The 22221-nt window shown below is 68.2% G+C and carries 27 protein-coding genes; 11 read left to right on the forward strand and 16 right to left on the reverse strand.

All coding sequences use genetic code 11. From position 1 onward, the window contains the following. The first annotated feature begins 54 nt into the window (after window positions 1-54). Window positions 55-930, forward strand: a complete 876-nt coding sequence (locus EV653_RS37860; RefSeq protein ID WP_166679683.1) for a hypothetical protein — start codon at window positions 55-57, stop codon at window positions 928-930. Here the strand turns inward: EV653_RS37860 and EV653_RS37865 are convergent. From EV653_RS37865 to EV653_RS37880, 4 genes are all read right to left on the reverse strand, one after another. Then, the gene (locus EV653_RS37865) at window positions 917-1309 is read right to left on the reverse strand and encodes a GNAT family N-acetyltransferase (protein ID WP_134110857.1); all 393 of its coding nucleotides are present in this window, start codon (window positions 1307-1309) and stop codon (window positions 917-919) included. The two genes, EV653_RS37860 and EV653_RS37865, sit on opposite strands and share 14 nt — an antisense overlap. Then, entirely contained in the window at window positions 1294-2286 is a 993-nt protein-coding gene (locus tag EV653_RS37870; protein ID WP_166679684.1) for a pyridoxal-phosphate dependent enzyme, read from the reverse strand. Before EV653_RS37870 ends, EV653_RS37865 begins: the two co-directional genes overlap by 16 nt. After that, entirely contained in the window at window positions 2287-2643 is a 357-nt protein-coding gene (locus EV653_RS37875; protein ID WP_134110859.1) for a helix-turn-helix domain-containing protein, read from the reverse strand. It abuts the gene before it with no gap. A gap of 159 nt (window positions 2644-2802) precedes the next feature. Beyond that, window positions 2803-3963: a trans-sulfuration enzyme family protein gene (locus EV653_RS37880; RefSeq protein WP_134110861.1), complete on the reverse strand. Its 1161-nt coding sequence runs from the start codon at window positions 3961-3963 to the stop codon at window positions 2803-2805. A gap of 122 nt (window positions 3964-4085) precedes the next feature. On the opposite strand from EV653_RS37880, the gene EV653_RS37885 reads away from it, so the two are divergent. Continuing rightward, on the forward strand, window positions 4086-4592 hold the full coding sequence (locus tag EV653_RS37885; RefSeq protein WP_134110863.1) for an Lrp/AsnC family transcriptional regulator: 507 nt from the start codon (window positions 4086-4088) through the stop codon (window positions 4590-4592). A gap of 99 nt (window positions 4593-4691) precedes the next feature. On the opposite strand, the gene EV653_RS37890 is transcribed toward EV653_RS37885, so the two are convergent. From EV653_RS37890 to EV653_RS37900, 3 genes are read right to left on the reverse strand one after another with little or no spacing between them, the layout of a single operon-like run. Further along, on the reverse strand, window positions 4692-5711 hold the full coding sequence (locus EV653_RS37890) for an LLM class flavin-dependent oxidoreductase (RefSeq protein ID WP_238160713.1): 1020 nt from the start codon (window positions 5709-5711) through the stop codon (window positions 4692-4694). 30 nt (window positions 5712-5741) lie between these two features. Continuing rightward, window positions 5742-6269 carry an NADPH-dependent FMN reductase gene (locus EV653_RS37895; protein ID WP_134110865.1) on the reverse strand — a complete coding sequence of 176 codons (528 nt, stop codon included), beginning with the start codon at window positions 6267-6269 and terminating at the stop codon, window positions 5742-5744. 44 nt (window positions 6270-6313) lie between these two features. Continuing rightward, window positions 6314-7411, reverse strand: coding sequence for a M4 family metallopeptidase (locus EV653_RS37900; protein ID WP_134110867.1), 1098 nt, complete (start codon window positions 7409-7411; stop codon window positions 6314-6316). Between the two features lie 125 nt (window positions 7412-7536). Between EV653_RS37900 and EV653_RS37905 the strand changes: the two genes are divergently transcribed. After that, window positions 7537-9774 carry a HelD family protein gene (locus tag EV653_RS37905; protein ID WP_134110869.1) on the forward strand — a complete coding sequence of 746 codons (2238 nt, stop codon included), beginning with the start codon at window positions 7537-7539 and terminating at the stop codon, window positions 9772-9774. Here the strand turns inward: EV653_RS37905 and EV653_RS37910 are convergent. Together EV653_RS37910 and EV653_RS37915 are read right to left on the reverse strand one after the other, a co-directional pair. Beyond that, entirely contained in the window at window positions 9771-10343 is a 573-nt protein-coding gene (locus EV653_RS37910; protein ID WP_134110871.1) for a hypothetical protein, read from the reverse strand. The two genes, EV653_RS37905 and EV653_RS37910, sit on opposite strands and share 4 nt — an antisense overlap. An 11-nt stretch (window positions 10344-10354) precedes the next feature. Next, window positions 10355-10684 (reverse strand): hypothetical protein, encoded by a 330-nt coding sequence (locus EV653_RS37915; RefSeq protein WP_238160714.1) that lies wholly within the window; start codon window positions 10682-10684, stop codon window positions 10355-10357. A gap of 198 nt (window positions 10685-10882) precedes the next feature. Here EV653_RS37915 and EV653_RS37920 point away from each other — a divergent pair, with 198 nt between their 5' ends. Next, a complete protein-coding gene (locus tag EV653_RS37920; protein ID WP_134110873.1) occupies window positions 10883-11548 on the forward strand; it encodes an excalibur calcium-binding domain-containing protein in 666 nt (221 codons plus the stop codon). A 293-nt stretch (window positions 11549-11841) separates the two neighbouring features. After that, a complete protein-coding gene (locus EV653_RS37925) occupies window positions 11842-12348 on the forward strand; it encodes a M23 family metallopeptidase (protein ID WP_202872011.1) in 507 nt (168 codons plus the stop codon). Window positions 12349-12354: 6 nt separating this feature from the next. Here the strand turns inward: EV653_RS37925 and EV653_RS37930 are convergent, their stop codons facing one another. Next, complete coding sequence (locus tag EV653_RS37930; protein ID WP_134110877.1) at window positions 12355-12804, reverse strand: YdeI/OmpD-associated family protein; 450 nt, start codon at window positions 12802-12804, stop codon at window positions 12355-12357. A gap of 92 nt (window positions 12805-12896) precedes the next feature. On the opposite strand from EV653_RS37930, the gene EV653_RS37935 reads away from it, so the two are divergent. Continuing rightward, a complete protein-coding gene (locus tag EV653_RS37935; protein ID WP_134110879.1) occupies window positions 12897-13262 on the forward strand; it encodes a VOC family protein in 366 nt (121 codons plus the stop codon). A gap of 266 nt (window positions 13263-13528) precedes the next feature. On the opposite strand, the gene EV653_RS37940 is transcribed toward EV653_RS37935, so the two are convergent. Both EV653_RS37940 and EV653_RS37945 read right to left on the reverse strand, forming a co-directional pair. Continuing rightward, complete coding sequence (locus tag EV653_RS37940; RefSeq protein ID WP_130443046.1) at window positions 13529-13759, reverse strand: hypothetical protein; 231 nt, start codon at window positions 13757-13759, stop codon at window positions 13529-13531. A gap of 193 nt (window positions 13760-13952) precedes the next feature. Continuing rightward, window positions 13953-14717 (reverse strand): SDR family NAD(P)-dependent oxidoreductase, encoded by a 765-nt coding sequence (locus EV653_RS37945; protein WP_134110881.1) that lies wholly within the window; start codon window positions 14715-14717, stop codon window positions 13953-13955. Window positions 14718-14811: 94 nt separating this feature from the next. Here EV653_RS37945 and EV653_RS37950 point away from each other — a divergent pair, with 94 nt between their 5' ends. Both EV653_RS37950 and EV653_RS37955 read left to right on the forward strand, forming a co-directional pair. After that, complete coding sequence (locus tag EV653_RS37950) at window positions 14812-15429, forward strand: MarR family transcriptional regulator (RefSeq protein WP_238160715.1); 618 nt, start codon at window positions 14812-14814, stop codon at window positions 15427-15429. Window positions 15430-15658: 229 nt separating this feature from the next. Continuing rightward, window positions 15659-16024 carry a VOC family protein gene (locus EV653_RS37955; RefSeq protein ID WP_134110883.1) on the forward strand — a complete coding sequence of 122 codons (366 nt, stop codon included), beginning with the start codon at window positions 15659-15661 and terminating at the stop codon, window positions 16022-16024. On the opposite strand, the gene EV653_RS37960 is transcribed toward EV653_RS37955, so the two are convergent. Both EV653_RS37960 and EV653_RS37965 read right to left on the reverse strand, forming a co-directional pair. Next, window positions 16015-16833: a DUF3152 domain-containing protein gene (locus EV653_RS37960; protein WP_238160716.1), complete on the reverse strand. Its 819-nt coding sequence runs from the start codon at window positions 16831-16833 to the stop codon at window positions 16015-16017. The genes EV653_RS37955 and EV653_RS37960 overlap by 10 nt on opposite strands. 92 nt (window positions 16834-16925) lie before the next feature. After that, on the reverse strand, window positions 16926-17411 hold the full coding sequence (locus tag EV653_RS37965; protein WP_238160717.1) for a GNAT family N-acetyltransferase: 486 nt from the start codon (window positions 17409-17411) through the stop codon (window positions 16926-16928). Between the two features lie 90 nt (window positions 17412-17501). Here EV653_RS37965 and EV653_RS37970 point away from each other — a divergent pair, with 90 nt between their 5' ends. Continuing rightward, complete coding sequence (locus tag EV653_RS37970) at window positions 17502-18974, forward strand: LCP family glycopolymer transferase (RefSeq protein ID WP_238160718.1); 1473 nt, start codon at window positions 17502-17504, stop codon at window positions 18972-18974. A 19-nt stretch (window positions 18975-18993) separates the two neighbouring features. Here EV653_RS37970 and EV653_RS37975 read toward each other — a convergent pair whose 3' ends face one another. After that, entirely contained in the window at window positions 18994-19701 is a 708-nt protein-coding gene (locus EV653_RS37975; RefSeq protein WP_134110888.1) for a VOC family protein, read from the reverse strand. A gap of 62 nt (window positions 19702-19763) precedes the next feature. After that, window positions 19764-20342: a TetR/AcrR family transcriptional regulator gene (locus EV653_RS37980; protein WP_134110890.1), complete on the reverse strand. Its 579-nt coding sequence runs from the start codon at window positions 20340-20342 to the stop codon at window positions 19764-19766. A 121-nt stretch (window positions 20343-20463) separates the two neighbouring features. On the opposite strand from EV653_RS37980, the gene EV653_RS37985 reads away from it, so the two are divergent. Beyond that, window positions 20464-21249, forward strand: coding sequence for a Vgb family protein (locus EV653_RS37985; RefSeq protein WP_238160719.1), 786 nt, complete (start codon window positions 20464-20466; stop codon window positions 21247-21249). 63 nt (window positions 21250-21312) lie between these two features. After that, on the forward strand, window positions 21313-22221 hold the full coding sequence (locus tag EV653_RS37990; protein ID WP_238160720.1) for a UbiA prenyltransferase family protein: 909 nt from the start codon (window positions 21313-21315) through the stop codon (window positions 22219-22221).

Consider the following 22221-nt stretch of genomic DNA (forward strand, 5'->3'; position numbering starts at 1 on the left):
AAGATACGCGAAAATGACGCGCGAAGCCGCTGGAATATCGGTCAGAGTAGAGCGATGGGACAGGTCAGCGAACGGTTCTGGGCGAAGCTGCCGGAAGGCAGCCGTGATGCCCTCGTCGACGGATTGAGTCAGTCCGAGCTGCAGTCGGTGCTGCTCGACGTGACCCGTGAGCGAGCCGCCAAGGTGACGCCGGCGCGGCTGTTGCAGCGCTGGCAGCAGGACCGGTTCGTGCGGCCGTCGACCATCGATCCGCGCGAGCTGGTGAAGACCCAGCAGCGGCTGTGGGCGGCGCTGCCGGAGAAGTTCGACGGCGTCCAGCTGTCCCCGGTGGCGCCGCTGGGCACGTGCTCGGCGATCGCGACGATCAACCAGCATCAGGTGCTCAGCACGATCCGCGGGACGGAGGTCGCCGGCGACCCCACCAACGAGCTGGCGATCGAGGCCGCCGTACGCCGTCGTGCCGGCCAGGACCGCGTGCATCTGGCGGCCTGTCAGCGGGTGGTACGGGCGCAGCCGTTCGACGGGCCGGGCATGTCCGCGCACTTCGAGCTGTTCGTGCTGGTGTCGAGCGCGCGTGACACCGGCTCGTGCCGGACGGAGGCCGAGCTGTTGATCGACCACCTGAGCTTCTGGCACGACGTACTCGGCGAGAAGGCAGAGCTCACGTTCACCGCGTTCGAGGAGTCGGCGTTGCGGGAACGGATCGAGGACACGGTCCGGCCGGCGCTCGGGGTCGCGTTCACGGAGGACACCGGGCGGACCAAGAGCGCGGGTTACTACGCCGGCACCGCACTCGGCATCGATCGCGGCGGCGAAGGACTCGGCGACGGCGGGTTCACGACCTGGACCGCGGACCTGCTCGGCGACGCGAAGGAACGCTGCCTGACGTCGTGCATCTCCACCGAACGGCTGACCGTCATCGGAGCTTGAGCAGCCCCGCGTCCGTCGGCCGGAACCCGCACGCGTCGAGGTAGAACGCGCTCAGATGCGGCTCGAAGTCGACATGCAGCCATTCGCACCCTGCCTTGCGCGCCTCCTCGGCCGCGGTCAGCACCAACTGCTTGCCGATACCGCGCCGGCCGTGATCCGGATGTACGGCGGTATCCAGCACGAACGCATGCGCGCCGCCGTCCCAGCACACCTGCACGAAGCCGACCAGCTGCTCGTTGCTAAAGGCACCGACCCACGTCAAGGCCCACCGCTCCAACCGCTCGCCCCACGCGGTGACCTCGGGCTCGCTCTCGAACGCCGCCGCATGCAGCTCGGACAACTCCCGATCATCGACCGGAAACTTCACCTGGATACGCACGCCTCAGTGCTTATCAGGACAACAGTGCTGTCCTCCATCAGATTTAGCCGGTCCCGGGCCGCGCGGAGCCCAGCGAGAGTCGCCGCACCGCTCGGTCCGGACGAGATCCCCGCTGCCCCGAGGTCGTCCACGGCCTGCAGGGCCGGGTCGTCCTCGACCGTCACCGAGTAGTCGAGGCCGGAGCGCAGTACGGGCCACGCCAGCGACGACGGCGTACCGCAGTTGAGGCCGGCCATCACGGTCTTGCCGGTCGGGATCGTCAGTAACTCCCCTGCGACGAGGCTCGTGGTGACGCAGGACGCGCTGGCGGGCTCGACGCCGAGGAGGGCCGGGGCCACTTCACCGCTCCGGTAATGCGTCACAGCCGCCTGCGCCGCCGAGCCCACACCCATCGGAACGACGACCAGGTCAGGCTGTACGTCGATCTCGCGGAACAGCGTCGAATACCCGTCCACGATGTACTGCGGGATCACCTCGTACCCCGGCCACGCGGAGTCCTGGATCAACAGCCGATCATCCCCCGCGTACGCCGCAGCCTCGGCCACCGCGGCGTCGTACGAATCCGGTACGACGGTCACCACCGCGCCCTCCGAGCGGATCGCATCCACGGCGACATCACTCACCACGTCCGGGACGAAGACGTGCGCTGCCAGCCCGAGCATCGCCGCCCGCCGAGCGACAGCCCGACCGTGGTTGCCGTCGGTCGCGGTCACCAGCTCGGACGCGCCGGGCTGCTCCTGCACCGCACGGTGAATCGCCCACCATGCACCGAGCGCCTTGAACGCGGGCAGCCCGAGCCGCTGCGACTCGTCCTTCACGAGCACTCGGCCGACTCCTAGCTCGGCAGCCAGTGCAGGGACAGGAGTCAGCGGAGTCGGACGGTACGACGGGAGGCTCTGGTGGAACGCGAGCACCTCGGCCGGAGCAGGCGACGTACGCCAGGACCTCGCGGCCGGGTTCTCGTACCAGTCGACCAACTAAGCGACCAGTGCGAACGCCTGCGCCGTCGCGGAGTACGCACGGGGGCCGGACGGGATCCGGTGCGCGGTGCGGTCCTCGACCCGGATCGCGGCGGTCTGCAGCCGGACCGGCAGCGTGGAGCGTACGGCGGTCGCGAGGTCGAACTGCACCTCGGACAGCAGATCCGTCAGCTCGAGCTCGAGCGCCCGGCAGATCGCGGCGAGGATCTCCGAGGACGGCTCCTTGCGCCCACGCTCGATCTCGGACAGGTACGGCACCGACACCTGGGCCAGCTCAGCGAGCTCGCGCAGGGTGATCCCCCGCTCGCGCCGCAAGCGGCGGAAGACGTTCCCGATCACCTGGCGTAGCAACACGTCTGGCCCTCCTCGCCTCCGGATGTCCTGTACCGAGTGTGCCACTCCCACCAGGTCCCCCGCGCAAAGATCTGCCCTGAGCAGATTCCCGAACCGCACTTTGTGCACCCACCAACCGTTCCGGCGGCCCCGAAATGGTTGGTGGGTGCCCAAAGAGCGTCAGGCGAGGGCGTTGGCGAGGGCGTTGGCGAGGTCGGCGGTGAGGTCCTCGGGGTCTTCGAGGCCGAGGCTGAGGCGGAGCAGCCCGTCGGACGGCTTGGCCTCGGCGGGCACCAGGCGGTGAGTCAGCGCGGCGGGGTGCTGGATGAGCGTGTCCACGCCGCCCAGAGAGACCGCGTGGGTGATGAGCTTCAGGGCGCCGGCGACCCTCGAGGCAGCCTCGAATCCTCCGGAGATGGTGAAGGCGAGCACGGCCCCTGGACCTGATTGCTGACGTCCGATGAGGTGCTGGGAGTCCGTGAGGCCCGGGTAGTACACCTCGCCCACGGACGGTTGCGCGGACAACCAGTCGGCGACCTTGATTGCGGTTGCCTGCTGCGCCCGTACCCGAACCGGCAGCGTCTGCAGTCCCCTGTGCAGTTCGTACGCCGCCAACGGATGCAGCAGGCCCCCTGTTACTGCGCGGATCTGCCGGAGCCGGCCGACCCACTCCACGCCGGCCGCGACGACGCCACCCATAACGTCACCATGACCGCCGAGGTACTTGGTTGCCGAGTGCAACACCAGGCTCGCCCCGTGCCGAGCCGGCTGCTGCAGCACCGGCGTCGCGAACGTGTTGTCCACCAGCACGGGTACGTCGCCGGCCGCGGAGGCGACCGCCGCGATATCGACGAGGGCCACCGTCGGGTTGGCCGGGGTCTCGACGATCACCACACCGGTGTCCGGGCGGATCGCTCCGGCGACTTCGCTCGGCTGTGTGTAAGTCACGGTTGTCCCCAGGAGGCCTGTGGATAACAGATGGTCGCTGCCGCCGTACAGAGGTCGCACGGCGACCACATGCGGACGACCGGCGGCGACGCCGGCGAGCAGGCAGGCGGTGAGCGCGGCCATGCCCGAACCGAACGCGACCGCCCCGTCGGTGTGCTCGAGCTCGGCAAGCGCGTCCTCGAAACGGGCGACGGTCGGGTTCCACAGACGCTGGTAGACGAGGCTGCCGCCGTCCGGCCCGCGCCCCTGCGCGAGCGAGTCGTACGACGCTCCGCCCGTATTCACGTCGGGGAGCGGATACGTGGTGGACAGGTCGATCGGTGGAACGTGGACGCCGAGAGCGGCCAGGTCGTCGCGACCGGCGTGGACCGAACGGGTGTCGAGCTGGGTCATGGCTGCCTCCTCGCGGAGAGGATGGAATCTTCTGCGGGATTGGCACAATAGTTCCGAAGAAAATTCGTCCACAGTGTCGTCCACAGGCTGTGGATTCTGTGGACGGGCCCTAGAGTGAGGGCATGCCGAAGGATCGTCGGAGCCCGGGACCGGCTCCGCGGCCGGCCCCCGGCGGCCTCGACGAGGTCGATCGGAAGCTGGTGCAACTGCTGACCGCCGACGGGCGGATGGCGAACAATGCGCTCGCTGAGGCGACCGGGATCGCGCCGTCGACGTGTCTCACCCGGGTGCGGTCACTGCGTGAGCGTGGGGTGATCCGCGGCTTCCATGCCGACGTGGATCTGGGCGCGCTGGGTCAGCCGCTGCAGGCGCTGATCGCGATCCGCATCGGCGCGCACTCGCGCGACGAGATCGACCGTTTCCGCGCCAAGGTCCCGGCGTTGCCGGGCGTGCTCTCGCTGTTCCATGTCAGCGGAGCCAACGACTATCTTCTGCACGTCAGCGCAGCCACCCCGGATGCGCTCCGGGAGTTCGTCCTCGATCACCTGACGGCCGATCCGGCCGTCAGCCACGCGGAAACCAGCCTGATCTTCGAGCACATCCGCGCGATGCCGGACGCACACCACTGACCAACTCGGCCCACACCGGCCGGCTGCGGCTCAGGCAGGCGGGCGGCAGGCGGGCGGCAGACGTTGGCCCACGGGTTGGTCAGTGCGGGAGGTCCGCAATCAGCGAGGCTTCAGGCCCCAAGCGACGGCCAGCAGCTCGAAGGAGCGGCGTCGTTCGGCAGGGTCGTGGATGTTTGTGGTGATGATGAGCTCGTCGGCGCCGGCCTTGTTGGCGCGGCGGAGCAGGTCGGCGGCCACCTGGTCGGGCGTGCCGACGGACACCAGTCCGGCCCACTCCTCGACGGCGGCCTCTTCCGCCTCTGACCACGGGTAGTCCGCGGCTTCCTCGGGGGACGGCAGCGGTCCCGGACGGCCGGAGCGGAGCCGGAGCATGGAGAGGGCATTCGCACGGGCCAGGGCCTGGGCGCGTTCCTCGGTCTCGGCGACGATCGCGGCGAGCGCCAGCATCGCCCGCGGCTCACCGTCGTTCTCGAAGCGCTGGAAGTTCTCCTTGTACGTCGAGATGACGCCGGCCGGATCAAGCGTGCCGAAATGCCCGGCGTACGCGAACCCGGTTCCGAGGGCGGCCGCCGCCTGACCGCCGTACGTGCTGGATCCGAGGATCCAGACCGGCGGCAGCGGTACGTCGTCAGGTTGTGCGCTGATCGGCTCGAACGGGTGACCGGCCGGGAAGCCCTCGACGTACGCGCGGAGTTCGGCGTACTGCTCGGTGAAGTCGTCCGCGCCGAGCGCCTCGCGGCTGCGGCGCAGGGCGAGCGCGGTGCGCTGGTCGGTGCCGGGCGCCCGGCCGATGCCGAGGTCGATGCGGTCCGGGTACAGCCCGCCAAGCACGCGGAACGTCTCCGCGACCTTCAACGGCGAGTGGTTCGGCAGCATGATCCCGCCCGACCCGACGCGGATGCTCGAGGTGGCAGCAGCAACCGCAGCGATCATCACCTCGGGGCTCGTGCTCACCACGCTGCGGATGTTGTGATGCTCCGCGAGCCAGTAACGGTAGTACCCGGCCGCTTCCGCGGTGCGGGCCAGTTCGAGCGTCTCGTGCAGCGCCTCCGACGGCCGCGTGCCTGACGGCACCGGCGAGAGGTCGAGCACGGACAGGGGCATCGGTTCGGCGCTCACTTAGAACACCCAACCGCCGCCCACGGCGACCTATTCCGGGTACGGCGTGTTTGCCCGGGCGTCGCGAAGTGATCGAGCCCACCACGCGAGCTGGCGGAGCATCGCCGCAGCGGCCGCGGAGGTGCTGGGGTCGGTCGGCTCGCCTTCGGCGGTGAAGTCCTCCTCGCGGAAGCCCAGGCTGTCGCGGATCGTCACCGCATGCAGCTCACCGAAGACCAGCCTCAGTTGCTCCGCGGCCCGCAGTCCGCCCGACCTTCCGCCGTACACGACGAACCCGACCGGCTTCGCGTACCAAGGCCGCCGTACCGCGTCGATCGCCGTCTTCACGTCGCCCGGGTACGCATGGTTGTACTCAGCCGTGACGATCATGACCGCGTCCGCGTCCCCGATCCGCCCGGGCAACTCCGCCAGCGGCACCACGCTCAGATCGATGAGGTCGAGCTTGAACTCGTCCGCCCGCTCTACCTCCCGTGCGAACCACCGCGTGACCGCAGTACCGAACCGTCCGCTGTCGAGATTGCGCGTCAGCACGACGAGCCGCAGCGGATGAACAGTCACACCGACGACGCTAATACCTCAACAAGACTCGAGGTCAAACCATCTCATCCGTCTGGTGGCAGTGAGGGTGGCGTGGAGGGCTCCAGAGAAGACTTCGCAGCCTCCATCAGCGAGCTTTGGTCATCCAGGACGCCGACGGTTTGCCAGGACTTCGTGACGGCGGCCAGCTGGGTGGAGTCGTCGCCGAAGAGGCTCCGCGCGGTGGCTTGGGTGGCCTCGGCGAAGTCCTTGAAAGTGGCGGACTCGCTGAGATTGCCCGACGTCAGCGTCTCGTACCAGATCTTGCCGGCGTCGTCGTACGCGTTGCCGCCGAGCTCAGCCGCGACCAGGTAGAACGCGCGGTTCGGGATGCCCGAGTTGATGTGTACGCCGCCGTTGTCGTCCTGGGTGTCGACGTACCCGGACATGTCGGCCGGCTGCGGATCCTTCCCGAGCCGCGGGTCGTCGTACGCCGTGCCGGGCGCTTTCATCGACCGCAGCGCCACCCCCTGGACCCCCGGCAGCAGCAGCCCCGCGCCGATCAGCCAGTCGGCCTCCGCCGCGCTCTGCCCCAGCGCGTACTGCTTGGCGAGCGACCCGAACACGTCCGAGATGCTCTCGTTCAGCGCGCCCGACTGACCGTCGTAGGCGAGGTTCGCCGTGTACTGCGTGACGCCGTGGGTCAGCTCGTGCCCGGTCACGTCGATCGACGCCGTGAAGTTGCCGAACACTTCGCCGTCACCGTCGCCGAACACCATCTGCGCGCCGTCCCAGAAGGCGTTCGCGTACCCGCGGTCATAGTGCACCGTCGAGGTCAACACCAGGCCGGCGCCGTCGATCGAGTCCCGCCCGAAGCGCTCCTTGTACAGCGTCCAGGTCGCACCGGTGCCGTCGTACGCCTCGTTCACCGTCTGGTCCTCGACGGGATCGTCACCCTCGGCGCGGACCAACGTGCCCGGCAGATCGGTGCCGTTCTCGGCGTCGTAGACCTTGCGCTGCCGGCCACCCGGGGCTGCGGCCTCCGTCTCACGACCGGCGGCTGGGCGCGACCGCAGTACGGCGTCATGCTGCAGCGACTGCCGGTACCGGGCGCGGAGGCTGGGATCGCTCGCGGACCGCTCGAGCTGCTCGAGCAGGTACGGCGGGATGATCGAGTGGAACACCACTACAGGAAAACCCCGGAAAGGGATAAACTCAAGGATTTGTGGCTGCCGCGCGCGCCATTTCCTGAACGACTGAAATGCGGCCTTGGAACCAACGGGACGTATTTTAACACAAGGGGTTTGAATTGCCGAATCCGGTCGATGCCGAACAGGCTCACCTGACCACGTTCTACACCGCGCTCGACAACGAGCGCGAGCGTACGGACGCCCGGACCGACGACGAGCAACTGGTCCATACCCGCAACGCGCAGGCCCTGCACCAGCGCGACGGCCGGATCCGCGACCTCAAGCTCCGGCAGGCCCGGCTGAACGCCGCCGAGGAAGGCCTGTACTTCGGCCGCCTCGACACCGCCGACGGGGAGGTGCTGCACATCGGCCGGATCGGCCTGCACGACGCGGACTACGAGCCTTTGCTGGTCGACTGGCGCGCCCCCGCGGCGCGGCCGTTCTACATCGCGACCGCGGTGGCGAATCACGACGTCGTACGCCGACGGCACGTCCAGACCCGGTTGCGCCGGGTGATCGACGTACAGGACGAGCAGCTCGACCTCGGTCGTGAGGCAGCCGACCCGTCCAAGCCCGGCACCGGCGTGATCGGCGAGGCCGTGCTGATGAAGGCGCTCGAGGCGCGACGGACCGGCCGGATGGAGTCGATCGTCCAGACTATCCAGGCCGACCAGGACCGGATCATCCGTTCCGAACTGCCCGGAATCCTGGTCGTTCAAGGCGGTCCCGGCACCGGAAAGACCGCGATCGCGCTGCACCGGGCGGCATTTCTTCTGTATACGCATCGCGAGCAGCTGGAAAAGCGCGGAATTCTCGTCGTCGGGCCGAATGCGGCGTTCCTGCGGTTCATCGGTCAGGTGCTGCCGTCGCTCGGTGAGGACGGCGTCCGGCTGGTCACGATCGCCGAGCTGTTCCCGGGGCTGAACGCGACCCGGCCGGAGCCGCCGGAGAGCGCCGAGGTGAAGGGGCGGACGGTGATGGCCGAGGTGATCGCGAAGGCGGTCGCCGATCGGCAGTGGATCCCGGAGGAGCCGGTTCGGGTGACGGTCGAGCGGACCGAGCTCACGCTCGACCCGACGGTGTGCGAGCAGACGCATGCGCGGGTGCGCAACCGCGGTCTGACCCACAACCAGGCGCGGCCGTTCATCCTCAACGAGTTCACCGATTACCTCACGAACCAGTACGCCGAGCTGATCGGCACCGATCCGCTCGACGGCGAGCAGTTGCTCGACGAGTACGACCTGGCCGAGTTGCGCAAGGAGGTGCTTGCCGAGCCCGCCGTACAGGCTCTGTTGGAGCAGCTGTGGCCGTTGCTCAGTCCGCAGAAACTGCTCGAGGAGCTGTACGGCGACGAGGCCCGGCTGGCGTCGGCGGCGCCGCAGCTGTCGGAGCTGGATCGCGAACATCTGTTGAGGTACGGCGACGACTGGTCGCCGGCCGACGTACCGCTGCTCGACGAGGCGGCCGAGTTGCTTGGCGACGACGGGACCGAAGCGGCACGGGAGCGGGCCGCTCGGGCGCGCGCAATCGCTTATGCACAAGGGGCTTTGGACGTGCTGAGCGGTTCCGGGTCGACTGACTGGGACGAGGACGACGAGGCGGAGATCCTTACTGCGAAGGACCTGCTGGACGCGGAGGCGTTGGCCGAGCGGTACGAGGCGGACGACGACCGGACGCTGGCTGACCGAGCCGCTGCGGACCGGCGATGGACGTACGGTCACGTGATCGTCGACGAGGCGCAGGAGATGTCGCCGATGGCGTGGCGGGCGATCGCGCGGCGGTGCCCGCTGCGGTCGATGACCATTGTCGGTGATGTTGCGCAGACGAGTTCGATCGGCGGCGGGACTTCCTGGGCGAGCGCGCTCGGCGAGACATTCGGCGATCGCTGGCGGTTGGCCGAGCTGACGCTGAACTACCGCACGCCCGCCGAGGTGATGGAGCTGGCCAACGACGTACTGCGGGAGGTCGACCCGTCGGCGCGGGCGCCGCAATCGGTCCGCTCGACCGGGGTGAAGCCGTGGCACGCGGACGTTCCCGCCGCCGAGCAGGCTTTGTACGTGTACAAGATGGCGGCCGAGGAGACGGCGTACGGCGAGGTCGGCGTCATCACCTCGCGCAACCGGCTCGAACTCATCCAGGAGGCAGTCGACGGCCTGGCCGGCGTCACAGTCCTCACCGCCCGCGAAGCCAAGGGCCTCGAGTTCGACTCGGTCCTCGTGGTGGACCCCGACGGCATAGTCGTCGAGTCCCCCCGCGGCCTCCGAGACCTCTACGTCGCCCTGACCCGCTGCACCCAACGCCTGGGCGTGATCGGCCGGCTTCCCGAGGTGCTGGAGGATTCAGCTGCTTGGGCCTAGTGGTCGGTGCAGCAGTTTTGTTGGTGTTGGAGTTCGAAGGGGATGAGGAAGTTGTCGGCGGCGGGCTGGACCTGGAGGACCAGGCGGCCGTCGCGGCGTACCGGGCGGAGGAAGTCGAGGGTGTCGACCAAGGTGTCGTCCTCGACGGGTACGCCGCCGATGCCTTCTAGTTGATCGATACCGCAGCGGGCGCGGAGTTCGGCCGCGGGCAGTACGCCGTGTGCCTGCTCGTGACCGGGCCAGCGGACCACCCGGCCCGTCGTGCCGAGAGCCGCTTCGACCGCGGCGACATACGCACCGCGGACCAACCGGCTCGGACCCGCGAGCTCCGGCTCCGAGGCACCGGCTCTCGTGACGGCCAGGCCAACGTTGCGGTCGGCAACTACCGCGCGGATCGGGTCCGCGAGATCGGCCGCGCTGGTCAGCGACACCGCGACGTGCGGACGGTCGTCGCCCGACACCATGTGGGTGAGGGCGACGACCGGTTGGTCCACGGCGTCGATCAGCTCGTACAGCAGGTGGTCGGCAGCGGCCGTGTCCAAGCTGTCGGCATCGATCGCGATGATCACAACTGAGTTCCTTACTTGGGCAGCACCCAAAGGGGGTTGGTGTAGAACCACAGATCCACCCACGGGTCCGCGTCGCCGACCACATCGAGCTTCGGCCCGGCGGGATCCACGGTCGCGCCCAGGTATCCGGGCTGGCAACGGTTCCCGTCGGTGCCGCGAACGCGGACGTACTGCGCCTCGTCGGCGCGACCCAGCGGGTAGACAAGCTCGAACGTACCGCGTTTGCCGGACGTGTCCCATTGCTTGACGACCTTGGTGTTCGGCGCGGTGATCGTGTCCTTGTCACCGACCGGCCCGGTCACCGCGCCCTGGATGACGTCGACGCGGTTCAGCGCGGGCACGAAATTCGCCCAGTTCGGCAGCGTCTGGGCGGTGATCCGTGCGAATGCGAGTGCGCCATCACAGTCCTCTCCCCGGTGGATTCCGCGCGATCATCACCCGTCCGCATGACCACCAGATGTTCGCCCGATGAACACCATTCCGGCCCGAGCTGTGGACAACACAGAGTGACGAGGCTTCAATGGCCTGCGGGGGGAATCATGAATGGAGAGCCGTATACGCACACGCATTGTCACCGGCGGAACGAGCGCGGTAACGCGACGCTGGCAGCCCTGGGAGGGGTGGCGGTCGGCGTCATCCTGGTGCTGCTGGCCTGGCTCGTGGTGCTGATGACGAAGGATGATCCGGCACCGCGAGCGGCGGACACCGCGCCGTCGACAGCGGCCTCGGCGCCGGTCGCGTCGGCGCCGGCGCCGGTGATCACGAAGACCGTCGTACCGAAGCCGACCGTGAAGGGCCGGTCGAACTCGGCACCGGCGGCCGGCGATGTCCGGTCGTTGCCGGCCGGGTTGTTCTGCCGCGACCTGAACGCCAAGGGATACAGCTATGTCGCGGCGATCGATTACTGGCGATTGCACGGGCAGCCGAACCAGATGGATGCCGACCGCAACGGAATTCCGTGCGAGACCGTGTATCCGCGCAGCGATGTCGCCGCGTACTGGAACAGGCGCGAGATCAGCGGCGTGGTGTTCTGGTCGGCCGGCTTGTACTGCCGGGACCTGGCCGCGCGAGGGGCTTCGTACGCGGAGGCCGTCAGATACTGGTGGTACTACGGCATGCCGGATCGCATGGACGCGGACAAGAACGGGATACCGTGTGAAACCGTGTACTCGTCTGCAGCCGTCAACGCGTTCTGGTATCCGTGACGCGGCGCCTCTGGGCTTTCTTTGTCGCAGCGCTGGTGGTTGTCGCCGGCGGTGGGTTGTTCGCGCTGTCCGCAGCCGGCGTCTTCGACCGCACCCGACCGACCGCCGTCACACCCCAACCGACCGCCGTCACACCGCAGCCGACGAGACCACAGCAGCCGGAAAGCACAACGACACAACCGCCCACTCCAGGGCGCCCGACGTCTCCGTCGCACGCAACGTCTCCGACGCGCCCAACCACTCCGCCGCGCCCGAGCAACCTCGCACAGCCGACTCGGCGGTACGTGTTTCCTGTGGGTGGTTGCCGGGCGGACGCCTCACAGAGCCACCACGACTACCCCGCCTCGGACATCTTCGCGAACGTAGGCTGCCTGTTCGTCGCGCCCATCGACGGCCGCGTCGACGAAGTGACGCGCGTCGACAACTGGGACCCGAAGACCAACCGGGGACCCGACCGCGGCGGCCTTTCGGTCTCGATCGTGGGGGTCGACGGAGTCAGGTACTACGGCTCACACCTGTCGGCGATCGGACCAGGAGTCCGCCCCGGCGTCAGCGTCCACGCCGGACAAACGCTAGGCCGTACCGGTAAGACAGGCAGCGCGCGCGTCACCCCGCCGCACCTGCACTTCGGTATCAGTTGGCCGACGAAACCGAACACGTGGTGGATCCGCCGCGGCGCGGTCGCCCCGCAGCAGTTCCTCAACAGCTGGCACCACGGCGGCCAACTCTCACCGGTCAGCACAGTCGCCAAGACACACCGCGCGTACGGCGCGGACAACGGCTGCCGCGAGTACTGCTAGTACCAGTCAGCGAGCCCGGCCTTCGCGAAGCATTCCGATCGACTTCTCGATCCGTCGCTCGCGGGTGGCGTCCGTCTTCGCCGACGTCACCTGCAAGACGTGCCACTGCCGGTTGCTGTAACTCAACGTCTCCCAGAACGCCTGGGCCTCTCGATCCGCGGCCAGCGCAGCGGCCAAAGGCTCCGGCACCTCGAGCTCTCGCGGAGCCGTGTCGAGCTCGACGTCGACTTCGAGGACCTCGCCGGCCGCGACGCCCGCTTCGGTACGCCGCTCCGCGCTGAACCCGAGCAGGTACCGCCCGCCCATCCGCGCGATCGAAGTCCGGAACGTGAACCCGTTGACGGTGACGCTGACCTTGGGCCGGCCGCCACCGCCGAGCGACTCGACGACGCTTTCGGGCACCTCGAAGCCGGCCGTGTTCTTCCCGGTGGAGAGCAGTTCGGCGGTGAACTTCATCTGATCATCATCGGAGTCGACCAGGTCATGTCGAGAGCGGCGCGCTGGTTCCGACGTACCGGACGACAGAGGTCCGTGGAAAGGGAGAGATCGTGGCGAAGCCTGTTCTGAACAGCATGTTGATCGGCAGTACCGACGCCGAGCGGTTGAAGGCGTGGTACCGCGACGGGTTCCAGGCGGAGGTCGACGGCTACGGGAACCTGAACCTCGGCGGGTTCGGGCTGGTGATCGAGCAGCGCGACGACGTCGCCGCGAAGACCGCCGAGCCGGGGCGGCACATCGTGAACTTCGAGGTCGAGGACATCGAGGCGGCGGCCGCGCACCTGCGCACGCTCGACGTCGACTGGCTGGTGCACCCCGAGGATCGCGGCGTCGGGTGGTTCGCGACGCTGATCGACCCGGACGGCAATTACGTCCAGCTCATCCAGATGAAACCGGAGTACTACGCAAACCTCTGAGACAAACAAGTTCGCACCGGACCTGGGGGATCCGGTGCGAACGATGAGGTTTATTCAGTTGTCTCAGGCGCAGTGTGCAGAGTGCTCATCGAGAGAAATGGCGGCAAGCGAGGGGCAGAACGCCCACGCTCGCTTGCCGCCCAATCACCGGTGCCTTTGTGTGATCGAGGTGAGGTTCTCGACCTGGGCCACGTTCCGGGTGGGTTGTCTGGTGAGATACGGAACGCGAAAGGCGCCGGATGCCCTTCTCCAGATGCACAGCTTTCTCAGCGGGGTGCTACATCCCACATACGCTCGCCGGGCAGGGGGTCGGGGAGCTTGTCGACGGCCGGCATCGGGTCGTTGGTGACCCGGAGTCCGGCGAACCGACGGCTCATGGCGTCTGCGTACCGCTCGGCCAACGCCGGCTCGGCGTTGTAGTCGGCGATGACGTGCTCACCGAACCAGACACGGACGCGTCGGCGCTCAATCGTCTGGATGGCGGTGGCGGTTGTCACTGGTCCTCCTGGCTGTTACTTCGGGGGTGGTACGGCCTGGAAAACGCGGGCGAGCGCGGTGCCGGTGCGCCGTGTTGTGTTCACCGTCACGTCAGATCCAACGGAGTACGGCGAGCCGAGGTCACGCCCGAATTCAGAAATTCCCAGCTTTTTCGGAACCGGCCGGAACCCAATTCTTCGCCGGTATGTTCGATTACCCGAACGGACCCCGTACGGAGACGCCGCCGTCCAGCACAATCTGCTGTCCGGTGATGTACGACGCCGCGTCCGACGCCAGGTAGACCACGGCCTGAGCCACCTCCTCGGAGCGACCGAACCGACCGACGGGGATCTCCTCGACAACCTCGGCGTCGACGTTCGCATTGGCCACCGCGGTGGCGATCGCGCCGGCCGCGGCAACGTTCATCCGGATGCCGTCGCGGGCGTACTCCGCGGCGACCGTCCGGGCCAGGCTCAGGATGCCCGCCTTCATCACGCCGTACGCCGCCTGCTCGGGGGCTGCCATGAAACCGGTGACCGAGCCGACGCTGACAATCGTCCCGCCGTTGCCCTGGTCCAGGAAGACGCGGAGCGCCGCCCGGACCGCGCGGGCGACGTACCGGAGGTTGACCTCGTAGATCGTGTCCCAGTCCTGGTCGGCCATCTCGTGCAGCTTCACCGCGGGCACGAACGCGACCTGCCCGCCGACGACGGTGACGAGTACGTCGAGCCCGCCGAGCTTCTCGGCCGCGGTCGAGATCATCGCCTCGATGTCGCTCGCCGAACGGACGTCACCGGACACCGGGTACGCCGTACCGCCGCCTGCCCGCACCGCGGCAGCGGCCTCCTCGGCGCGTGCAAGCTCGAGGTCCGCGACCACGACCGCCGCACCTTCGTTGCCGAAGGCCTCCGTCGTCGCGCGACCGATCCCGCCGCCACCGCCACCGATCACCAGAGCTCGTTTCCCGTTCAGTTGCATGGGCGGAGCGTAGGCCAGGAATGGCCTGAGATTCATAGGGTTTCCTCAGGAAAGACACGCCGAAGCTGTCGGAACGGCTCCGTAGGCTGGAGGCGTGACCATCGAAGACGCTGGAATCAGGCCACAAGGATCCGCCGACGAGCGGGTCGTGGCAAACGCCCTTGTGGTGCCGGAGCGGGTCATCGGCGGCGTGGTGCCGTCGCCCGTCCGCACGGGGCCAACGGGGATCGCGGCTGTCCAGACAGAGCACCTGATCGGTGACATCGGCGACGCTCTCCGGCTGCTCGACGCGGTGGAGCGCGTCCGCGGCCACGCCCACCCGCTCATCCTCGGCCTGCAGCAAGCGGTCGGGATGACCATGCCGGCCGCCCTCGTGCTGAATGCGGTCGCCAACGGCCGCACGACTCCGGACGAGGTCTCGCAGCAGGTCGGCATCACGCCCGGCGAGGCAGAGCTGGCGATCGCCGACCTCGAGACGCTCGGCATGGTCCGGACCACGCCGGCACTGGCCGTCACGTCGATGGGTCAGGCCCGGCTCTCGCAGCTCGACGCTCTCACCGTCCGCGTCCTCGACGTCATCACCGGCATCCTCGGCCCGACCGACGCCGCCCACCTGGTCCGCCTCCTCCACACGGTCGCCGACGGCCTCGAGTCAGCCTCGGTCGCAGCCGCCGTCAACGACGCCCTCCCGCAGGTCGTCTCGCACAACTAGGGTGTGTCTCGCGATCCCACGCCGTAGCGAGCAGGTGCTCGGCGGAGTGCCTCGGCGTGCTGGAGCGGAGGGGGCGATGCGGTGTTCATCGTTCCCTTCGCTCCAGCACGGCGAGGTGCCCGCCGAGTGCCGCGCAGTAGGCGTGGGGTCGGGAGACACACCCTCGGTGTCGAAATCGCAGGTTGGGTCTCGACGTAGCTGATGTCAGGCGATCAAGGGAGGACATCAGATGTTGCACGACAGCAAGGCGTTCAGTGGGTTCTCGGTGGACGACATCGAGAAGGCGAAGGCGTTCTACGCCGACACGCTCGGGATCGATGTCGGCGAGGAGAACGGGATGTTGCGCCTCAAGATCGCGGGTGGCACCCCGATCCTGGTGTATCCGAAATCGAACCACGTGCCGGCGGAGTACACCGTGCTCAACTTCCCGGTCACCGATATCGAGGCGACCGCACGTGAGCTGGCCGGCCGCGGCGTCACGTTCGAGCACTACAACAACGAGCAGGACGAGGCCGGGATCTACCGCGGCCAAGGCCCGTTGATTGCCTGGTTCAAGGACCCGGCGGGCAACGTCTTGTCGATCATTCAGGAGTGAGGCACCGGATCGTTGTACTGACCTAGCCTGCCGGAGTAGCGGGCTCCGTTCAGGTACGGCCAGGCGTAGGCCGTACATCCGTGCAGGCCGAGGGTCTGCTGCTGCATGACCGGGGCCGGCCGGCCCGGCCCCGGGCACAGCTCGTGGCCGTTGCCGAGCCGGTGACCGGTCTCGTGGTTGACCATGTACTGCCGGTACGTCGTCAGCGACGCACCGAAGTTCGGCACGCCGTGCGCCCAGCGCGCGACGTTGAGCACGACCGAGTCCCCGATCCGGCAGCTCGTGTACCGGTCCGGTCCGCCGCCGCAGATCAGGTCCCGCGTCCGCGGCGTCACCAGCATCAACCTGAAGTCGGGCGTCGCCCCCGGCCCGACCTGCTGGAACCGCCACTTCCCCTGCGACGCCCACCCCTGCGGCGCGCCGTACGTCGTCCGCACGAACTGGGCGAACGCAGTCTTGTCGATCCCGGTGATCCCGCCCTCGATCGCGATCTGGAACGTCATCAGCCTGCCGCCCCGCCCGATCACCGCCGGATCCGCGGGCAGTACGGCGTACGACTGCGACCCCGCGCTCGGGTAGGAGATCACCTCGGCCGGCTTGACCGGCACGACCGGATCCGTCGTACGGCGTGACGCGACGGCCGGCGAGTCCAACGACGGCGCGGTCGTCCGGACCGACGCGGGTACGACCTGCCGCTCGAGGGCGCCGTGGCGCGACAACGGGCTGGCGGGCAACTCGTACACCACTCCGACCGCGACCACCGCCGCAGTCGCGAGGCCGATCGTCCTGACAACAGTCCAGCGGCGCATTCCGGCGAGCTCCTCCCACCGCACCCGGCCGGGCGCGTCCTCACTGTCTTCTTGCCACTGTGCCCACAAACCCTTCTCCCACCACGGCGGGGCTACGCCCTGGTGGTCCGGAACCTCAGCGACGGGTATTTCGACTCGTTGAAACCGAGCTCGCGATAGAGCTCGATGCCGTAGTCGGTCGCGTGCAGTTCGACCTGGCCGACGCCGGTCTCGTTCTCGAACCAGTCCATCAGCGCGACGACGCAGGCGCGGGCCAGACCGCGCCGGCGGAAGGCAGGCTCGGTGCTGACGTTGTAGAGGTGGCCGCGAACCGTGGTCAGGTCGTTCGGGCCCGGCGGGTGGACGAACACGTTGCCTGCGGCCCCTGCGACGACACCGGCGTCCGGGTCCTCGACGACGTACGCCGCGAACGTGTCCGGTGACGCCAACTGCCCGGCGAACCACTCGATGGCGGTCGCCTGCCAGGGTCCGTCGATGTCGTTGCCCATGGCAGCGAGCATCAGCCCACGTAAACGGACCAGAGACTCCGCGTCATCCGCTCCGGCTCGTCGTACCTGAATGTCACTCACGCGGTCCATCCTGCCAACTTTTTGCCGAGTCAATGAATCGAAGGGGGCATGGCCCCGAGCAGAGCGCAGCGATCGTCGCGCAGCAGCCGAGCACGGAGAGTGAGACCGCGGCGACGGTCGGCATTCGTCGCGCTGGCGATCGCCGTCGCCGGCATCCTGCTTCCCGGTACTGCGTACCTGGTCGCGCGTCGGCCCCGGCTCGGCGCGGTGGTGACCGTCCTGAGCCTCACGCTCTACGGCACCGCGGCGTACGTCGGTCTGCGGAAACGGGACGCGGTGATCTCGTGGGCGCTGGATCCTGGTCTGCTGCTGTGGATGATCGCCGGGCTCGGTGTGATCGCCCTGGCCTGGATGGTCGTGCTGGTCACGTCGTACAAGATGCTCCGGCCACTGACCGTGGGACCGGGCTCGCGGCTGCTCGGGTCGCTGGTGGTCGGCGTGGTCTGCTTTGCGATGACGGTGGGTACGGCGAGCGGTGCGCAGACCCTGATGGCACAGCGGAGCCTGGTGAAGAAGGTGTTCGCCGACTCCGGTTCGAAGAGCCAGACCCGGCCGACGATCAGCGCCGCGAAGGACGTCTGGCAACAACTGCCACGGCTGAACGTGTTGCTGCTCGGCGCGGACGACGGCGACGACCGGCAGGGCACGCGGACCGACACCGTCATGGTCGCGAGCATCGACACCAAGACCGGCAACACCTCGCTGATCTCGCTGACCCGGAATTTCATGCGGATGCCGTTCCCGGCCGACTCGCCGCTGCACAAGATCTATCCGACCGGCTTCTGGGATCCCAGCATCGATCCCAGCAAGGAGCAGTCCGAGTTCTACCTCGACGCGATGTACCGCAACATCCCGAAGTTGCACCCCGGCGTGATCGGGCCGTCGGACAACGAGGGTGCGGACATCCTGAAGCTCTCCGTCGGCGAGGCACTCGGGCTGAAGATCCACTACTACGTGCAGATCAACCTGGCCGGGTTCGCGAAGCTGGTCGAGGCGCTGGGCGGGATCACCGTGAACATCAACTACCCGGTGCCGGTCGGCGGTAACGACGACAAGAAGATCCCGCCGAGCCGGTACCTCCAACCGGGACCGAACCGGAAGCTGAACGGGACCGACGCACTGTGGTTCGCCCGCGGCCGGTACGGCCTGGCGACGGCCGACCTCGCCCGCCAGGCCCGGCAGCACTGCACGATCCAGGCGCTCGTCGAGCGCGCCACCCCACAGAACGTCGTCGCCAACTACGAGGAGATCGCGCACGCCGGCGAGCAGCTGATCCGCACCGACATCCCGCAGAAACTGGTGGGTGCCTTCGTCACCCTCGGGGAGCGGGTCAAGACGGCCAAGATCTCCAACATCGACCTGGACAAGAAGAAGAACTTCCCCAACGGCCGCAACCCGAACTACGCCGCGATGCGCGAGATCGTCGCGAAGGCGCTCGCCCCGAAGCCCGCGACGCCGCGCAGGACCACGACGACCAAGCCCTCGACGGCGACCCAGCCCAGAACCACACCCAAGCCCGACGACGGCGACCTGACCTCGTCCTGCGCCTACAACCCTGGCCCGCCCGGTTAAATCGCGCCTCTGAGTTGTATCAGCGTGCGGTCAGGATGCAGAACTCGTTGCCGTCCGGGTCGGCCAGCTCGATCCCGTCGGTGTGCGCCTGACCGCTTGCGTGCCGCTTCGCGCCGAGGCCGATCAGTCGCTCGACCTCTGCCTCGGCATCGCCCGACGGCACGAGGTCGAGGTGCAGGCGGTTCTTCGGCGCCCTCTCGTTGTACGGCGGACCGCCCCAGCTGATCTTCGTCCCACCCCGCGGCGACTGGATCGCGGTCTCCTCGTCCTGGTCCCAGACCAGCGGCCACTCGAGCGCCTTGCTCCAGAAGTACCCGACGGCCTGGCTGCCGTCCGACGACAGCGCGCCGATGACCCTGGTGCCCGCGAGGAAGTTGTTGTCCGGCTCGATCACACAGAACTCGTTGCCCTCGGGATCGGCCAGTACGACGTGCTCGTCCTCAGGTGTCTGCCCGACGTCGAGGTGTTGCGCACCGAGCTCCAACGCACGACCGACCATCGCCCGCTGCGCTTCGAGCGTCTGACTGGGCAGGTCGAAGTGGATCTGGTTCCGCCAGTGCTTCTCGACGTCGCTCGGCAGGAATCGCAGGATGAATCCGAGGTCGTTGTCGGGCAGTACGGAGGTCCCGTCCGCACCCAGGTCCCGGCCGAGCACCCCGGCCCAGAATCGCGCCAGCCCCGCAGGATCCTTTGCGTCGAAGGACAGTGCATAGATCTGGACGCTCATCGGGACTCCCATCCGCCGGAGGTACCACCGTATTTCGGGCAGAACGAGCGCCGCAAAGAGATTTAACCGACCGACGCCGCCGCGACCCTGGCGTGGTGATCGGCGATCGAGCGGCTCATCGGACGACGGAGCAGGACCAGCTGGTGGTACAGCGGACCCGTCGCGGTGAGCAGGAGCTGATGGGCATCCGTGCCGGATGGGATCTCGCCACGCTCGACGGCTCGCCGTACGACGATCGCCGTGCGCTCGTAGCGATCTGCCCAGAATCGCGTAAGTGCCTCGGCGGCTTCCGGCGTCCGGAAGGAGGCTGCGATGACGGCCTGGGTAACCGACGGGCGGGCGGTCAGCGCAGCGTGGACCTCGCGGTTGACCGCGATCAGGTCGCCCTCGAGCGAGCCTGTGTCGGCCGGCTCCCACGAGTCGTCGGCTCCGGCCTGCAGAAGATCGACGAGCAGGCCGGCGACGGTCTTCCAGCGGCGGTAGACCGTTGTGCGATGGACGCCGGAGCGTGCAGCGACCGCGTCGATCGTGAGTCCGTCGTACCCCTGCTCGGCGAGCTCGGCCTCGACGGCAGCGAGTACTTCGGACCGCACCCGAGCCGTCCGTCCACCCGGCCTGCTTGCACGATCACTCGTCTGCATGACACCATCTTAACGCAACATTCGTCGCATTAGGGAAATGGCCCGCGACGTGAAGGAGAAGCCCTGTGTCAGTCACTGAATATGCGATCGGCGCCACGAGTGATGGTCCGTACGGCGTGTGGTGGCGGGCGGTGAGGTGTGGGCGACGCTCGTCCATGCCGGCCGCGTTGCCACCCGCTCGGGACGTGTTATCGACCTCGACGCTGCCGAGTCCCGTCCGAGCGTGATCGTCGAAGGACCCGATGAGGCGGTCTGGTTCACGCGGAACGGCGACGACCGGCTCGGGCGGATCGGGTACGACGGAGTTGTGTCGGCGGTCGACATCGCCGGGGCGCCGTACGGGCTGTGTGTCGGGCCGGATGGGGCGTTGTGGTGCACGCTGATGAGCGCTGATGCTCTCGGGCGCGTGACGGTCGACGGCGAGGTGTCGACGTACCCGATCGGAGTCAGTGGGGCGTTTCCGGCGATGATCACGTCTTACGACGGAGAGCTGTGGTTCACGCTCAACCAGGGGAATGCGATCGGGCGGATGAGTCTTGGCGGGGCGGTCACGACCTATCCCCTGCCGACTACGGGTGCTGGCCCGGTCGGGATCTGCGCGGGTGTGGATGGCGTGTGGTTCGTCGAGATTCTGAGTGACCGGGTGGGGAGAATCAGCTCGGACGGCAAGATCGAAGAGTTTCCGCTGCCTGCCGGTTGTAAGCCGCACGCGGTTGCGGCGGCTGCCGACGGCGGATGTTGGGTCACCTTGTGGGCAGCCGGTGCGCTGGCGCGGATGGATGCTCAAGGCAACGTTATCGCCGAGTACGCGCTGGGGCAGGGCTCCGAGCCGCACGGTCTTGCGATCGATGGTGAGTCGGTGTGGGTGGCGTTGGAGAAAGGTTCCTTGGCTCACATCCAGCCGTAAGGGTGAGGAGGTTCACCCGCTGGAGGGAGGACGGCGGGCATCCGGCGGGTGGACAGTGGTGCTGTGAGCACGCTGGTGCAGGTCAGGGGAACGACCGCGCGAGTTCGCGACATCATCGCGGTGGGGCGGCCGGCGTTCTGGGTGGTGTCGATCGTCCCTTATTACACAGGGATCCTGCTCGCCACGCATCGGCTGATCCCGCCGGTCGCGGAGTGGCCGCGGCTGATCGTCGGAGCCGTGGTGATGGGGCCGCTGGTGTGGCTGGCCGTGCTGGCGGTCAACGACGCGTACGACCTGCCGAGTGACCGGCTCAACCCGCGTAAGGCGAAGTCGCCGCTGCTCGACGGACGCATCACGCTCCGCGCGGCCAAGCGACTCGCCTTCGCGGCCGCCGTCGCCGCGGTCGGGTTGAGCCTGCACGTCGGCGTCGTGTTCGCACTCGGCGTCCTCCTCGCCGTCCTGCTCGGCTACGCGTACTCCGTCCCACCCGTCCGGTTGAAGACCCGCGCCGGCTTCGACGTCGCGGTCAACGCGCTCGCGCTCGGCGCCTTCGGCCCACTCGCCGGCTGGGCCGCGATCAACCCCGACCTCAGCAGCTTCCCTTGGTTGATGGGCCTCCAAGGCACGCTCGCCGCCATCGGCCTCTACCTCCCCACCACCCTCGCCGACCTCGAAGCCGACCGCGCCGCCGGCTACCACACGATCGCCGTCCGCTTCGGCGCCCGCACGACGTACCGCATCGGGTACGCCGCCTGGATCGCGGCAGCCGCACTGTCCGTCGTACTCGCCGCCACCGGCACGATCATCCCGCGCAGCATGCTGCCGCTCGAGCTCGTGATGGTCCCGGTCCTCGTCGCCGCCTACCGCAAACTCATTGGTCCCGGCCAGTCGTTCAAGGGCATCATCGTCCTCGCGTCCCTGTTCCTCTTCCCCTGTGGGACGTTCGCCCTCACCTACACGGGAGTCCTCTGA

This window comes from Kribbella pratensis, from assembly GCF_004365355.1.
Lineage (GTDB): Bacteria > Actinomycetota > Actinomycetes > Propionibacteriales > Kribbellaceae > Kribbella.